We start from the raw sequence: 14,735 nt of genomic DNA on the forward strand, positions 1-14,735 counted from the left end.
ACTAGGAAAAACAGCAGCGGGCCCGAGAGATTACAGATTCCGCAGCGCTGCGACTACTGCGTCGCCCATTTCCTGCGTACCTACCTTGCTGCAACCGTCCGACCAGATGTCGCCGGTGCGCAGCCCCTGATCCAATACCAGGCTGACGGCCTTTTCAATGGCCTCGGCTGCCGCCTGCTGGTTGAAGCTGTAACGCAGCATCATCGACACCGACAAAATGGTCGCCAGCGGGTTGGCGATGCCCTGGCCGGCGATGTCCGGTGCCGAGCCGTGGCAAGGCTCGTACATGCCCTTGTTGTCGGCATCCAGCGACGCTGATGGCAGCATGCCAATGGAGCCGGTGAGCATGGAAGCCTCATCCGACAGGATGTCGCCGAACATGTTGTCGGTGACCATCACGTCGAACTGCTTGGGCGCACGCACCAGTTGCATGGCGGCGTTGTCGACGTACATGTGGCTGAGTTCGACGTCCGGGTAGTCCTTGGCGACTTCCTCGACGATCTCGCGCCACAGCTGGCTGGAGGCCAGGACGTTGGCCTTGTCGACCGAGCAGAGTTTTTTACCGCGCACGCGGGCCATGTCGAAACCGACCCGGGCGATACGGCGGATTTCGCTCTCGCTGTATGGCAGGGTGTCGTAGGACTGGCGCTCGCCGCCTTCCAGCTCGCGGGTGCCGCGGGGTGCGCCGAAATAGATGCCGCCGGTCAGTTCGCGAACGATGAGGATGTCCAGGCCGGCGACGATTTCTGGCTTGAGCGACGAAGCGTCGGCCAGTTGCGGGTAGAGGATCGCCGGGCGCAGGTTGGCGAACAGGCCCAGTTGCGAGCGGATTTTCAGCAGGCCGCGTTCAGGGCGAATGTCGCGCTCGATCTTGTCCCACTTCGGCCCGCCAACGGCGCCGAGCAGCACGGCATCGGCCTTGCGAGCGCGCTCCAGGGTCTGGTCGGCCAGCGGCACGCCGTGCTTGTCGATGGCGGCGCCGCCGATGACGTCGTGCTCCAGGCTGAAACCGAGCTGGAACTTGTCGTTGGCCAGTTCCAGCACCTTGACCGCCTCGGCCATGATTTCCGGACCGATGCCATCACCTGGAAGAATCAGAATCTGCTTGCTCATGCTTTCCTCTATTCAATTCAAGCGGCACGCCCTGTTGGCCTGCCGGAAAAAACCTAGCGTTCGGCCCAGAGCACCACGACATCGGTGCTGAACGAGCCGTCGGCTTCAATCTGGTAATACTGCCGTACTTCTTCGCCCATCGCCTGCTGCAATTGGCGGATGGCGCCACGCATCACTTCAGGGGTGCGCATGCGCTCGACCCACGAGCTGTACTCCAGGCGCAGGCGCTGGCGGCTGTGGCTGCGGGTGAACAGGCCGGCTTCGCTGACCTGCTGCAGCCATTCGCTGGCCGAATAATCGCGTACATGGCTGGTGTCGCGCAGCACCTCGACGCTCTGCAGGTAAGTGTCGAGCAACGGGCTGCCCGGCGACATGACGTCGATGAAGGCTGCCACGCCGCCGGGCTTGAGCACCCGCTTCACTTCCCGCAGCGCCAGGCCCAGGTCGCTCCAGTGGTGCGCCGAATAGCGGCTGAAAACGAATTCGAACGAAGCATCGGCGAACGGCAGGCGCTCGGCGGCGCCACGTTCGGTGACGATGTTCTCGAAGCCACGCTCGGCGGCAGCAGCGGCGACCACATCCAGCATCTGCTGCGACAGGTCGTAGGCCACTACTTCACGCACCAGCGGGGCAACGTGGAAACTCACATGGCCGGCGCCACAGCCAAGGTCCAGCAGGCGTGCCCGGCCCTGGCCGGCAAGTTCGGCCTGCAACAGGGCGAACTCGCTGCCCTGGGCATGCACGGCGCTGCTCAGGTAGGCACTGGCCTGTTCGCCGAACTGGCGCTGGACGACGTCCTTATGGGTGGTGCTGGTCATCTGCATCTCCTGGGGCCTTATCGCGGGGCATGTGGGAGCGGGCTTGCCCCGCGATTGGCATCAATCAAGCGTCACGAAACAACCAGGGCTGGCTGGCCCGGTGCTTGGCTTCAAAGGCGGCAATCGCATCGCCATCCTGCAAGGTCAGGCCGATGTCATCCAGGCCGTTGAGCAGGCAGTGCTTGCGAAATGCATCGATCTCGAAGGTCAGCACCTTGCCGTCCGGGCGGGTCACGGTCTGAGCCTGCAAGTCGATGCTCAACTGGTAACCCGGATCGGCTTCAACCTGCTTGAACAGCTCGTCGACTTCCTCATCGCTGAGGATGATCGGCAGCAAGCCGTTCTTGAAGCTGTTGTTGAAGAAGATGTCGGCATAGCTCGGCGCGATGATGCTGCGAAAGCCGTACTCTTCCAGCGCCCACGGCGCATGTTCACGGCTTGAGCCACAACCGAAGTTCTCGCGGGCGAGCAACACGCTGGCACCTTGATAACGCGCGTGGTTGAGCACGAAATCCGGGTTCTGCGGGCGCTTGCTGTTGTCCTGGTACGGCTGGCCGACATCCAGGTAACGCCATTCATCGAACAGGTTGGGGCCAAAGCCGGTGCGCTTGATCGACTTCAGGAACTGCTTGGGAATGATCTGGTCGGTGTCGACGTTGGCACGGTCCAATGGCGCGACAAGGCCGGTGTGCTGGGTAAAGGCTTTCATGCTGCGCTCCCTTGGATCAACTCGCGTACATCGACAAAACGGCCGGTAACGGCGGCGGCGGCGGCCATGGCCGGGCTCACCAGGTGGGTACGGCCACCGGCGCCCTGACGCCCTTCAAAGTTGCGGTTGGAGGTCGAGGCGCAATGCTCGCCACTCTCCAGGCGGTCGGGGTTCATCGCCAGGCACATCGAGCAACCCGGTTCACGCCACTCAAAGCCCGCTTCGAGGAAAATCTTGTCCAGGCCTTCTTTCTCGGCCTGGGCCTTGACCAGGCCCGAGCCCGGCACCACGATCGCCTGCTTGATGGTCGCGGCAACCTTGCGGCCCTTGGCGATTTCGGCGGCGGCGCGCAGGTCTTCGATGCGCGAGTTGGTGCAGGAGCCGATAAACACCCGGTCAAGCTGAATGTCGGTGATCGCCTGGTTGGCATTCAAGCCCATGTACTTCAAGGCGCGTTCGATCGAGCCACGCTTGACCAGATCGGCCTCGGCAGCCGGGTCCGGTACGCGCTGGTCGACGGCCAGGACCATCTCCGGCGAGGTGCCCCAGCTGACCTGCGGCTTGATCTGCGCAGCGTCCAGCTCGATCACCGTGTCAAACACCGCATCGGCGTCGGAGACCAGGTCTTTCCAGGCTTCGACCGCTTGCGCCCACTGCTCGCCCTTGGGTGCATAGGGGCGGCCCTTGACGTACTCGACGGTTTTTTCATCGGTGGCCACCAGACCTACCCGGGCGCCGGCTTCGATGGACATGTTGCAGATGGTCATGCGCCCTTCGACCGACAACTCGCGAATCGCGCTGCCAGCGAATTCCATGGCATGGCCGTTGCCGCCGGCGGTGCCGATCTTGCCGATCACCGCGAGGACGATGTCCTTGGCGGTGACGCCGAACGGCAATGTGCCTTCGACGCGCACCAGCATGTTCTTCATCTTTTTGGCCACCAGGCACTGGGTGGCGAGTACGTGCTCGACCTCGGACGTACCGATACCGTGGGCAAGGGCGCCGAAGGCACCGTGGGTCGAGGTGTGCGAGTCGCCGCAGACCACGGTCATGCCCGGCAAGGTCGCACCCTGCTCCGGGCCGATGACGTGGACGATGCCCTGACGCACGTCATTCATCTTGAATTCGACGATGCCATACTCGTCGCAGTTTTCATCGAGGGTCTGAACCTGCAAACGCGAGACCTGGTCGACAATGGCGTCGATACCGCCCTTGCGCTCCGGGGTGGTCGGCACGTTGTGATCAGGCGTGGCGATGTTGGCATCGATGCGCCAGGGTTTGCGATTGGCCAGGCGCAGGCCTTCGAAGGCTTGCGGCGACGTCACTTCGTGAATGATGTGACGGTCGATATAGATCAGCGCCGAACCATCGTCGCGCTGCTTGACCAAATGCGAATCCCAGAGCTTGTCGTAAAGCGTTTTGCCGGCCATCAGACTGTTCCTCATCAGCGTCTTTCTATGCCAATAACCCCTTGGCTTGTACGGACGATGCTATGCCGGTAGATTGAATAACTCAAATTCATAATTTTTATGCTTTGGATAACCAAAAGGAATCTGAGTAGTGGACCTGGCCAACCTCAATGCCTTTATCGCGATTGCCGAGACTGGCAGTTTCTCCGGGGCCGGCGAGCGCCTGCACCTGACCCAGCCGGCAATCAGCAAACGCATCGCCGGCCTTGAGCAGCAACTGGATGTGCGCCTGTTCGACCGCCTCGGCCGCGAGGTCAACCTGACCGAGGCCGGACGCGCCCTGCTGCCGCGCGCCTACCAGATCCTCAATGTGCTGGACGACACCCGCCGGGCCCTGACCAACCTCACCGGGGAAGTCAGCGGGCGCCTGACCCTGGCCACCAGCCATCACATCGGCCTGCACCGCCTGCCGCCGCTGCTGCGAGCCTTCACCCGCCAGTACCCGGCGGTGGCGCTGGATATCCAGTTTCTCGATTCGGAAGTTGCCTACGAAGAAATCCTCCATGGCCGCGCAGAGATCGCCGTCATCACCCTGGCCCCGGAGCCACACCATCTGGTGCGTGCCGTGCCGGTATGGGACGATCCGCTGGACTTCGTCGCCGCCCCAGAGCACCCGCTGGCACGCAAAGACGCGGTCAGCCTGGCCGACATTGCCCACCATCCGGCGGTGTTCCCCGGTGGTAACACTTTCACACACCATATCGTCCAGCGCCTGTTCGAAGCCCAGGGCCTGACGCCGAACATCGCCATGAGCACCAACTATCTGGAAACCATCAAGATGATGGTCTCCATCGGTCTGGCATGGAGCGTGCTGCCGCGTACTATGCTCGACGAGCAGGTTGCGCCCATCGCCTTGCCGGGCATACAGCTGTCGCGCCAGCTAGGCTACATTCTGCACACCGAACGAACGTTATCGAATGCCGCCAGGGCCTTTATGGCATTGCTCGACAGCCATGCAAGCCCCTTGAACCACTGAGGTAGTACCCGGGCACACCTGCCCGCTCAAGGACGCGTTATCTGCCAAAGGTCTGGTATCGATGCCCAAATCAGCAAACCGTTTTCCGCGCATGCCCCGAATTCATGCAGCGGACCCCCAGGAATCGGAGCAAACCTGGGAAAACGCCCCGCAACTGTTGGCGGCGCTTAACGGTGCGCGCCTGGGTGCCTGGTTCTGGGATGTCGAGACCGGGCAGATCAGCTGGTCGCGCGGCACCCAGGCGCTGTTCGGCTTTGACCCGCACCAGCCGCTGCCCAATGACCTGGACTACCTGGAACTGGTGCCCATGGAAGACCGCGCCCGCGCCCTGCAGGCCTTTCATGCGGTGGTCAACGGCGAGCCGGTCGAGCAAGCCCTGCGCCATCGCATCCGCTGGCCCGACGGCAGCCTGCACTGGCTGGAAATCAACGGCAGCATGACCAAGGACCGCAACGGCCGGCGACAGATGGTCGGGGTGATTCGCGAAATTACCCGCCAGCGTGAACGGGAAGCGGCGCTGATCAACTCGGAAAAGCGCTTTGCCACGCTCTTCCACCTGAGCCCCAATGTCATCCTCCTGACCCGCCGCGCCGACGGCATGATCTACGAGGTCAACCAGCACTTTGAAAACATCCTCGGCTGGCCGGGCCACCAGATCATCAACAAGAGCACCCTCGAACTTGGCCTGTGGGTGCATCCACAGCAGCGCCTGCAGGTGCTGGCGGCGACCAGCGGCACCAGCGGCCCGGTGACCCTCGAGGTGCAGTTTCGCGGCAGCAGCGGCGAAGTCCACGACGGCCTGCTCTGTACTCAGAACATCGACCTGGAAGGCACCGCCTACCTGCTCAGCACCTTCGTCGACACCAGCGAGCGCAAACGCGCCGAACAAGCGCTCAAGGACAGCCAGGAGCGCCTGGACCTGGCCCTGGACTCGGCACAACTGGGCACCTGGGACTGGCACATCCCCAGCGGCATGCTCTATGGCTCGGCCCGCGCCGCCGAACTGCACGGCCTTGAGCCGGTGCCGTTTCACGAATCCTTCGAGTCGTTTTTCGAAGGCGTGCCGGAAATGGAACGCAGCAGCATGCGCCAGGCCTACCGCAGCCTGCGCGAAGGTCCGGCCGGCAATTACCAGATCACTTACCGCATCCAGATGGAAGACGGCAGCTCGCGCTTCATTGAAAGCCGCGCGCGCCTGTACCGCGATGAACAGGGCAACCCGCTGCGCATGGCCGGCACCTTGCTGGACATCACCGAACAAGTGGAGCGCGAGCAGCGCCTGACCAGTTCCGAAGAAAAGTTCGCCAGCCTGTTCCAGGCCAGCCCCGACCCGATCTGCGTGACCCGCCAGGACAGCGGCCAGTTCATCGAGATCAACCCGGCCTTTACCCAGGTGTTTGGCTGGAACGCCGAACAGGTACTGGGCAACACCGCCGAACAGATCGGCCTGTGGGCCGAGTCGGCCGAACGCGCCCGGCGCATCGAACGGGTGATCCGCGACCAGGCCTTGAACAACGTCGCCGTGGTGGTCAACCACAAGGACGGGCAGCCGCTGACCTGCGTGATTTCCAGCCGCCTGATCAAGGTCGACAACCAGCCCTGCAGCGTCACCACCCTGCGCGACATCACCCAGCAGCAGCGCGCCGAAGCGGCGCTCAAGGCCAGCGAAGAGAAATTCGCCAAGGCCTTCCATTCAAGCCCCGACGCCATCACCATCACCGAACGCGACAGCGGCCGCTACCTGGAGGTCAACGACGGTTTCTGCCGCCTGACTGGCTACAGCGCCGCTGAAGTGATCGGCCAGACTGTGCACGACATCGGCATCTGGGCTGACGACAAACAGCGCGCCGCGCTGCTCAACGAATTCCACGACAAAGGCCGCGTGCATCACCGGGAAATGCTCGGGCGCAACAAGCGTGGCGACATCCTCACCGTCGAGGTTTCGATCGAGCCGATCAACCTCAACGAAACCGAGTGCCTGCTGCTCACCGCCCGCGACGTCAGCCAGTTGAAGAATGCCCAGGCGCAGATCCGCCACCTGGCCTACCACGACCCGCTGACCAACCTGCCCAACCGCGCCCTGTTGATGGACCGCCTGAGCCAGCAGATCGCCCTGCTCAAGCGCCACAACCTGCGTGGCGCCCTGCTGTTTCTCGACCTCGACCACTTCAAGCACATCAACGATTCGCTTGGCCATCCGGTCGGCGACACGGTGCTGAAGATCATCACCGCGCGCCTGGAAGCCAGCGTGCGCCTGGAAGACACCGTCGCGCGCCTGGGCGGTGACGAGTTCGTGGTGCTGCTCAGCGGCCTTGAAGGCAGCCGCGAGGAAGTCACGGAAAAAGTCCGCGAACTGGCCGACACCCTGCGCGAACTGCTGGCCGAGCCAATGTCGCTGGACGGCCAGCGCCTGCAGGTGACGCCGAGCATCGGCGTGGCGCTGATCCCCGACCACGGCTCGACCCCGGCCGATTTGCTCAAGCGTGCGGACATCGCCCTGTACCGGGCCAAGGACTCCGGGCGCAACACCACGCAAATGTTCCACACCACCATGCAAAAGGCTGCCAGCGAACGCCTGCGCATGGAAAACGACCTGCGCCTGGCCCTGGCCCGCGGCGAACTGGCCCTGCACTTCCAGCCCCAGGTCGACGCCCGCGACAACCGCATCGTCGGCGCCGAAGTGCTGTTGCGCTGGCACCACCCGCAACTGGGCCAGCAGCCGCCGGCGCAGTTCATTCAGGTGCTGGAAGAAAGCGGGCTGATCCTCGAAGTTGGCAGCTGGATCCTCGACGAAGCCTGCGACGCCTGCGCCGGTATGCTGCGCGACGGCCTGATCGACCCCGACGACTTCAGCCTGTGCGTGAACATCAGCCCGCGCCAGTTCCGCCAGAACGACTTCGTCGAACGGGTAATGCGCAGCCTTGACGACTACCGCCTGCCGCACAAGATCCTCAAGCTGGAAATCACCGAAGGCATCGTCATCCAGAACCTCGAAGACACCATCAGCAAAATGCGCGAGCTCAAGGCCTTTGGCGTGAGTTTTGCCATGGATGATTTCGGCACCGGCTACTCCTCGCTGACCTACCTCAAGCGCCTGCCGGTGGATGCCCTGAAGATCGACCAGTCCTTCGTCCGCGACGCCCCGATCGACCCCAACGACGCCGAAATCGTCCGCGCCATCGTCGCCATGGCCCGCAGCCTGGACCTGGCGGTGATTGCCGAAGGGGTGGAGCTGTCGGAGCAACTGGAGTTTCTTGAGCGGCTGGGCTGCCACTTGTACCAGGGCTACCTGCATAGCCGGCCGTTGCCGCTGGGGGAGTTTCGGGCGATGTTGCTTGAAGCGCCGGCGGGCTACTGAAGCTTTCGAAAATGTAGAAGCGGGCTAGCTCCGCGATATCGTCCCGCCCGCCACATCGCATCGCGGGTCAAGCCCGCTCCCACAAAAGCAACGCGAATTGTGCTCTTGATCTGCCGGCCCCGTTAACCAGAAGGGCCGTAGCGACACCGGAGCGAGGGAACCCGAAGCGCAGCGCAGGGCCCACTGGTGGGGCGAGAGTTTTTGCTTACTTTTTTTTCGACTGAAAAAAGTAAGCCGCCGTAAGGGCGGAAAGGTGCCTCGGCAGCACCCTCGCCAATGGATAATCACCAAAGACAAAAAGGGCACCCGAAGGTGCCCTCATTCACATCAAACAATCAATTCAGAGCAGGCTTGCTCTCACCATTGATAGGAATCCGCTTGGCCTTGGCCTCTTCCGGCACAATCCTCAGCAGATCAATGCTCAGCAGCCCGTTCGCCAGACCAGCCGCCTTGACCTCGATATGGTCAGCCAACCGGAACGACAACTTGAACGCCCGTTGGGCGATGCCCTGATGCAGATAGGTAACGCTATCAGCGTTGCTGTCACGCTTGCCGCCAGTCACGGTCAAGACGCCTTTTTCCACCTGCAGGTCCAGATCCTGCTCCTGGAAACCGGCCGCAGCAACGACGATTCGATAATGGTCATCGCCATGTTTTTCAACGTTGTAGGGAGGGTAGCTGCTACCCGCCTCATTACGCGCCGCAGACTCGAACAGGTCATTGAAACGGTCGAAACCTACGGAATGACGGAACAGTGGAGCCAGAGAAAAAGCAGTAGTCATGATGCATCTCCTGAAAATCAGCGAGGTTGTGTAGTAGCGCGACCCGACTTCGGCATCGCGTACTCCCTAGATAAGGACCCTCGCCTGCTTTTCAAGCAACCCTGCAAAAATTTTTTCAGGCCGCCTCGCTGACCGGTACACCAATCAACTGCCCGACCCGATCGCAGTCGGTTTCCCGACGCAATTCGGTGAACAGCGCCACCGCTTCGGGGTAGGTGCGGGTCAGCATCGCCACCCATTGCTTGAGACGCCCCGGCGCCTGGCGCGGGGTCATCTGCGCGCGGGCCTGGCCCCAGAAGTCCTGGATCAGCGGCAGCAAGCTCTGCCAGTCCATGGGCACGAACTCGACGCCATCGCGTTCGGCGGCAATCTGCCGGGCCAGGTCCGGGCGCGAAACCAGGCCACGCCCCAGCATGATGTCTTCAACGCCACTGACTTCGCGGCAGCGCCGCCAGTCTTCCAGGGTCCAGACCTCGCCGTTGGCATACACCGGCACCTTGACCACCTCTTGCACCCGCGCCACCCACTCCCAATGGGCCGGCGGCTTGTAGCCGTCAACTTTGGTCCGCGCGTGCACCACCAACTGCTCGGCGCCGCCTTCGGCCAGGGCCCGGGCGCAGTCCAGGGCGCTGTCGGGGCTGTCGAAACCCAGGCGCATCTTGGCCGTGACCGGGATATGCGCAGGCACCGCGCGACGCACTTCACGCAAGATCGCGTGCAGCAGTTCCGGCTCCTTGAGCAGCACCGCCCCGCCCCGCGACTTGTTGACGGTCTTGGCCGGGCAGCCAAAGTTGAGGTCGATCACCGGCGCGCCCAGCTCACAGGCCAGCACTGCGTTCTCGGCCAGGCACACCGGGTCGGAACCGAGCAATTGCACCCGCAACGGCACCCCGGCAGCAGTGCGGGCACCCTGGCTCAGCTCCGGCGCGAGCTTTTCGAAGGTCGCCGCCGGCAGCAGGCGGTCGCAGACCCGAATGAACTCGGTGACACACCAGTCGATGCCGCCCACCTGGGTCAGTACGTCGCGAAGAATGTCGTCGACCAGCCCCTCCATCGGGGCCAGGGCAATTTGCATGGGTTGCATCTCGGCTGGAAAAGGCCGGCAGTCTAGCAAAATCCGCGGCTTACAGCGCTCCGGCCATCAGCGCCGGGCCATAGCCGTCGATAAACTCGGCCGGCATGCGCTTGGGTCGCCCTGTGGATAACTCGATGCAGACGAAGGTGGTTTGCGCACGCAGCAAAGTGGTGCCGTCGCTGGGGCGGACCAGCTGGAAGCGCCGGGTCATTTTCAGCCGCTGGTCCCAGTCGACGATCCAGGTTGCCAGTTGCAGCTCGTCGTCTTCGTAGGCAGCGGCCAGGTAGTCGATTTCGTGGCGGACCACCGCCATGGCCCGGTCCAGGCGCCGGTATTCGGCCAGGTCCAGCCCCAGGCGCTGGGAGTGGCGCCAGGCGCAGCGCTCGAGCCAGGTGACGTAGACCGCGTTGTTGGCGTGGCCGAGGCCGTCGATGTCGTCGGCAGCGACCCGCAGGTCGATGATGAACGGTGTTGCCAGGTCCCAACTCATGCCCGCTCCAGATCCGTGGTTAACGGGCAGAGTGTACCGGATGCTCAGGCCGATTGCCGGGCCGGTGAACTGGTGCGCTGCAGCAGCGCCAGCACCCCTTCGCGCACTTGTGGGTCAGCCAGCACCCGCAGGTGACCACCGTCGGGCAGGCGCAGCAGGCGGCTGTCGAACCAGGCGCGGTGGATGGCGTCGGACTCGTCTACCGGTACCAACTGGTCGTCCTCGGCATGCACGATCAAGCCGGGCAGCTCCAGTTGGTAGCCGCTGACATCCAGGCGAGAAATCTGCACGCCGACATCGCGCTCAATCTGGCGAATGAACGCCGCCCGCGCCCGCGCCGGCATGCCCAGGTGACGAGCGAAACCGCGGATCACGCCAAGCAACTGCGCCGGCGCGGCGATGCTCACCGCCACTTCGGCGCGCAGCCCCCACTGCAACGCCAGGAGCATGCTGGCGCCGCCCATGGAATGGCCAACCACGGCCTTGAGCGGCGGCAGTTCGGCGGCGGCTTCCAGCAAGGCACGGGCGAACAGCACCACGTTAGCTTCGTTGCCCGGCGAGCGGCCATGGGCCGGGCCTTCCAGGGCCACGGCGGTGTAACCGGCGTCGACCAGGCTGTCGATCAGGTGGGCGAACTGGGTCGGGCGCCCTTCCCAGCCGTGCATCAGCAGCACGGTCGGGCCCTGGCCCCAGCGCAGTGCCGAGAGGCCGAAACGCAAGGTGATGCGCTCGGCGCGGGCCAGCAGCGGCAGCTCCCAGTCTCGCGGCGGCCGGTTGCGAGGGGTCATGAAGGCACGGCGCATCTTGCGTGCGATATGTTCCGGCGCCAGATGCCCGAGGGTGCCGTTAACACTACGAATCCAGCTCAAGGTATTCATCGCTTCACTCCGGTGGATATCGCGTAGTTCAGACAACCGCCGACTTGGCGGCGCGCAGGATGCGGTCAGACAGCTCGTCAGTGCCCAGGGCCCGGGCCAGGGCCAGGCCACCAATCATCAGGGCCATGTCGGCGAGCACCTTGTCGGCCTCTTCCGGGCTGTCGGCGAGGTTGGCCATCATCAGTTCAATGTGTTCGGCCAGCACTTCGCGGAAGGCTTCCGGAAGGCGCGCCATTTCGCCCAGCGAGGTGGGCAGCGGGCAGGCACGCTCGGTGGCGTCGCGGTGCTTGCGCGACAGGTAGAAGGCGGCAACCAGAGCCCGGCGCTCCTCGCCGCTCATGTTCGGGTCGACTTCGGCGAGCAGCGCCCGACGCTCGCCCAGCAACTGGCGAAAGGCTTCGAGCATCAACGCGTCCTTGCTGTCGAAATGGGCGTAGAAGCCACCGACGGTCAGGCCGGCGGCGCCCATCACCTGATTGACGCTCGGCTCGGCGGGGCCATGCTGGATCAGCGCACTGCAGGCAGCATCGAGAATCCGTTCGCGGGTCTTGGCCTTTTTGTCGTTCATGCTTGCCTCCAAAATATTATGGTTAGAATATTACTATCATCATATTTTTTAGCAAGCAGAAATTGCTGCCGCTGGTCGCGTCAGGCAAGAAAGGCGTGAGGAGAAGTTTTTTCAAGACAAAAACAAAAGGCTCATTCAATAATCGAATGAGCCTTGAAATCCCACAAAGTGGGTAAAATGGCGTCCCCTAGGGGACTCGAACCCCTGTTACCGCCGTGAAAGGGCGGTGTCCTAGGCCACTAGACGAAGGGGACTTGTAACCTTCGTGCAGATCCGTTTTCACGAATCCTGGCAAAATTGGTGGAGCTAAGCGGGATCGAACCGCTGACCTCCTGCATGCCATGCAGGCGCTCTCCCAGCTGAGCTATAGCCCCAGATTTCTAGCCTCGCGGCCCAGCGACTTCTTTCGATGTCGCTTGTGTAAAACTGGCGTCCCCTAGGGGACTCGAACCCCTGTTACCGCCGTGAAAGGGCGGTGTCCTAGGCCACTAGACGAAGGGGACGAACCTTCTTACCTTACCAACCCGGTCGCTGGAACCCGGTTGATTCCGCAGTCAGTCTAGCTGACTGCGAATCGGAATTTGGTGGAGCTAAGCGGGATCGAACCGCTGACCTCCTGCATGCCATGCAGGCGCTCTCCCAGCTGAGCTATAGCCCCACAATGTCGCTTTGAACTTGAATCGCTTGGCTGGGTGCTTCGCGTTTCGTTTTCGTTCATCGCTGTGGACGGGGCGCATATTAAGATCGGATGGCGAACCTGTCAAATATATTTTCAACAAAATTCAAAAAAAATTTCCGAGATAACAAACACTTACCGCCCGAGCGGATGAAACACCCCGGTTTTACAGGGGTTTGCGGGCTTCTTCGCGGGGCAAGCCCGCGCCTACTGAACAGGTAGGAGCGGGCTTGCCCCGCGAAGTTTTACCAAGGTCAGGCAATCAGGCGATGGTGCCCAGGAGCTTTTCCCACTCTTTGTTTTCTTTCTTCGACACACCACCGAGCAGGTCCAGAGCCTGGCGCAGGCGGTAGCGGGTCAGGTCCGGGCCGAGGATTTCCATGGCATCGAGCACCGAAACCGAGCTGGCCTGGCCGGTGATGGCGGCAAACATCAGCGGCATGGCATCACGCAGCTTCAGCTCCAGGGCTTCGACCACCGCCTGGATGCAAGCGGTGATCCGCTCTTTTTCCCACTGGCGCAGGCTTTCGAGCTTCCACAGGATCAGCTGGATCACCTGGCGTACCTGGTCGGCCGAGAGCTTTTTGCTTTCGAACAGCTTGGCGTCGAGCTTGAGCGCACCTTCAAAGAAGAAGCCGCCCAGCGGCACGACCTGGCTGAAGGTCTCTACCCTGCCCTGCACGTGCGGCGCGATCTGCATCATGTAGTCGCTGTTGAACGCCCATTTCTGCAGGCGCGCAGCGAATTCCTCTACCGGCAGTTCGCGCAGCCACTGGCCATTGAGCCACGACAGCTTCTCGATGTCGAAGATCGGCCCGCCGAGGGACACCCGCGACAGGTCGAAGTGCTCGACCATCTCGGCCAGGGAGAATTTCTCGCGCTCGTCCGGCATCGACCAGCCCATGCGGCCCAGGTAGTTGAGCATGGCTTCGGGCATGAAGCCCATGCGCTCGTAGAAGGTCACCGAGGTCGGGTTCTTGCGCTTGGACAGCTTGCTCTTGTCCGGGTTACGCAGCAGCGGCATGTAGCACAGGGTCGGTTGTTCCCAGCCGAAGTACTCGTACAGCTTGATCAGCTTGGGCGCCGACGGCAGCCATTCTTCGCCGCGCAGCACGTGGGTGATGCCCATCAGGTGGTCATCGACGACGTTGGCCAGGAAGTAGGTCGGCAGGCCGTCGGTCTTCATCAGCACCTGCATGTCCATGCGGTCCCACGGGATTTCGACGTCGCCACGGAGCATGTCCGGGACTACGCAGACGCCTTCACTCGGCACCTTCATGCGGATCACGTGCGGCTCGCCAGCGGCCAGGCGGCGCTGCACTTCTTCAGCCGACAGCAGCAAGGCGCGACCGTCGTAGCGCGGGGTTTCGCCGCGGGCCATCTGCTCGGCACGCATCTGGTCGAGCTCTTCGGCGGTGCAGAAGCACGGGAAGGCGTGGCCAAGGTCGACCAGTTGCTGGGCGTACTGCTTGTAGATATCGCCCCGCTCGCTCTGCCGGTAAGGGCCATGCGGGCCGCCGACGTCCGGACCTTCGCTCCACTCGATGCCGAGCCAGCGCAGGGCGTCGAAGATTTGCTGTTCCGACTCGCGGGTCGAGCGCAGCTGGTCGGTATCTTCGATACGCAGGATGAACTCGCCGCCGTGCTGCTTGGCAAAGCAGTAGTTGAACAGGGCGATGTAAGCGGTGCCGACGTGGGGATCGCCAGTAGGCGAAGGCGCGATACGCGTGCGAACGGTGGTCATGGACAGTCTCGAACTAGAGATGAAACAAAGGCTGGATGTTAACAGGGAGCGGGCACCGGGCTCCAGCAATGGGCGCGAT

General features: G+C 62.8%; 12 protein-coding genes and 4 tRNA genes. 2 read left to right on the forward strand and 14 right to left on the reverse strand.

Annotated features, from left to right (window positions below; all coding sequences use genetic code 11):
• Window positions 1-30 precede the first annotated feature (30 nt).
• From leuB to leuC, 4 genes are all read right to left on the reverse strand, one after another.
• Entirely contained in the window at window positions 31-1,113 is a 1,083-nt protein-coding gene (gene leuB, locus UB48_RS06595; RefSeq protein WP_045195110.1) for a 3-isopropylmalate dehydrogenase, read from the reverse strand.
• Between the two features lie 53 nt (window positions 1,114-1,166).
• Window positions 1,167-1,931 (reverse strand): class I SAM-dependent methyltransferase, encoded by a 765-nt coding sequence (locus tag UB48_RS06600; protein ID WP_045195112.1) that lies wholly within the window; start codon window positions 1,929-1,931, stop codon window positions 1,167-1,169.
• Between the two features lie 64 nt (window positions 1,932-1,995).
• Window positions 1,996-2,640: a 3-isopropylmalate dehydratase small subunit gene (leuD, locus tag UB48_RS06605; protein ID WP_045195114.1), complete on the reverse strand. Its 645-nt coding sequence runs from the start codon at window positions 2,638-2,640 to the stop codon at window positions 1,996-1,998.
• A complete protein-coding gene (gene leuC, locus UB48_RS06610) occupies window positions 2,637-4,070 on the reverse strand; it encodes a 3-isopropylmalate dehydratase large subunit (RefSeq protein ID WP_045195116.1) in 1,434 nt (477 codons plus the stop codon). Before leuC ends, leuD begins: the two co-directional genes overlap by 4 nt.
• Window positions 4,071-4,200: 130 nt before the next feature.
• Here leuC and UB48_RS06615 point away from each other — a divergent pair, with 130 nt between their 5' ends.
• Both UB48_RS06615 and UB48_RS06620 read left to right on the forward strand, forming a co-directional pair.
• Complete coding sequence (locus tag UB48_RS06615; protein WP_045195118.1) at window positions 4,201-5,085, forward strand: LysR family transcriptional regulator; 885 nt, start codon at window positions 4,201-4,203, stop codon at window positions 5,083-5,085.
• Window positions 5,086-5,146: 61 nt separating this feature from the next.
• Window positions 5,147-8,443, forward strand: a complete 3,297-nt coding sequence (locus UB48_RS06620; protein WP_045195120.1) for an EAL domain-containing protein — start codon at window positions 5,147-5,149, stop codon at window positions 8,441-8,443.
• 335 nt (window positions 8,444-8,778) lie between these two features.
• On the opposite strand, the gene UB48_RS06625 is transcribed toward UB48_RS06620, so the two are convergent.
• From UB48_RS06625 to gltX, 10 genes are all read right to left on the reverse strand, one after another.
• Window positions 8,779-9,225 (reverse strand): Hsp20 family protein, encoded by a 447-nt coding sequence (locus UB48_RS06625; protein WP_045195122.1) that lies wholly within the window; start codon window positions 9,223-9,225, stop codon window positions 8,779-8,781.
• Between the two features lie 115 nt (window positions 9,226-9,340).
• On the reverse strand, window positions 9,341-10,300 hold the full coding sequence (locus UB48_RS06630; RefSeq protein ID WP_045195123.1) for a tRNA-dihydrouridine synthase: 960 nt from the start codon (window positions 10,298-10,300) through the stop codon (window positions 9,341-9,343).
• 49 nt (window positions 10,301-10,349) lie between these two features.
• Window positions 10,350-10,790 (reverse strand): thioesterase family protein, encoded by a 441-nt coding sequence (locus UB48_RS06635; protein WP_045195126.1) that lies wholly within the window; start codon window positions 10,788-10,790, stop codon window positions 10,350-10,352.
• Between the two features lie 44 nt (window positions 10,791-10,834).
• Entirely contained in the window at window positions 10,835-11,668 is an 834-nt protein-coding gene (locus tag UB48_RS06640; RefSeq protein WP_045195128.1) for an alpha/beta fold hydrolase, read from the reverse strand.
• 28 nt (window positions 11,669-11,696) lie between these two features.
• Window positions 11,697-12,236 carry a TetR/AcrR family transcriptional regulator gene (locus UB48_RS06645; protein ID WP_045195130.1) on the reverse strand — a complete coding sequence of 180 codons (540 nt, stop codon included), beginning with the start codon at window positions 12,234-12,236 and terminating at the stop codon, window positions 11,697-11,699.
• Between the two features lie 178 nt (window positions 12,237-12,414).
• A tRNA-Glu gene (locus UB48_RS06650) sits at window positions 12,415-12,490 on the reverse strand.
• 44 nt (window positions 12,491-12,534) lie between these two features.
• A tRNA-Ala gene (locus UB48_RS06655) sits at window positions 12,535-12,610 on the reverse strand.
• Between the two features lie 53 nt (window positions 12,611-12,663).
• Window positions 12,664-12,739, reverse strand: a tRNA-Glu gene (locus UB48_RS06660).
• A gap of 79 nt (window positions 12,740-12,818) precedes the next feature.
• Window positions 12,819-12,894, reverse strand: a tRNA-Ala gene (locus tag UB48_RS06665).
• A 280-nt stretch (window positions 12,895-13,174) separates the two neighbouring features.
• Window positions 13,175-14,656, reverse strand: coding sequence for a glutamate--tRNA ligase (gene gltX / locus UB48_RS06670; protein WP_045195132.1), 1,482 nt, complete (start codon window positions 14,654-14,656; stop codon window positions 13,175-13,177).
• Window positions 14,657-14,735: the final 79 nt, after the last annotated feature.

Origin of the sequence: Pseudomonas sp. 2(2015) (genome assembly GCF_000955865.1) — a bacterium.
Lineage (GTDB): Bacteria > Pseudomonadota > Gammaproteobacteria > Pseudomonadales > Pseudomonadaceae > Aquipseudomonas.

Coding starts and splice junctions, on each gene's coding strand:
- leuB (WP_045195110.1), bottom strand. CDS start 1,113: ATGAGCAAGCAGATTCTGATTCTTCCAGGTGATGGCATCGGTCCGGAA.
- UB48_RS06600 (WP_045195112.1), bottom strand. CDS start 1,931: ATGACCAGCACCACCCATAAGGACGTCGTCCAGCGCCAGTTCGGCGAA.
- leuD (WP_045195114.1), bottom strand. CDS start 2,640: ATGAAAGCCTTTACCCAGCACACCGGCCTTGTCGCGCCATTGGACCGT.
- leuC (WP_045195116.1), bottom strand. CDS start 4,070: ATGGCCGGCAAAACGCTTTACGACAAGCTCTGGGATTCGCATTTGGTC.
- UB48_RS06620 (WP_045195120.1), top strand. CDS start 5,147: ATGCCCAAATCAGCAAACCGTTTTCCGCGCATGCCCCGAATTCATGCA.
- UB48_RS06625 (WP_045195122.1), bottom strand. CDS start 9,225: ATGACTACTGCTTTTTCTCTGGCTCCACTGTTCCGTCATTCCGTAGGT.
- UB48_RS06630 (WP_045195123.1), bottom strand. CDS start 10,300: ATGCAAATTGCCCTGGCCCCGATGGAGGGGCTGGTCGACGACATTCTT.
- UB48_RS06635 (WP_045195126.1), bottom strand. CDS start 10,790: ATGAGTTGGGACCTGGCAACACCGTTCATCATCGACCTGCGGGTCGCT.
- UB48_RS06640 (WP_045195128.1), bottom strand. CDS start 11,668: ATGAATACCTTGAGCTGGATTCGTAGTGTTAACGGCACCCTCGGGCAT.
- UB48_RS06645 (WP_045195130.1), bottom strand. CDS start 12,236: ATGAACGACAAAAAGGCCAAGACCCGCGAACGGATTCTCGATGCTGCC.
- gltX (WP_045195132.1), bottom strand. CDS start 14,656: ATGACCACCGTTCGCACGCGTATCGCGCCTTCGCCTACTGGCGATCCC.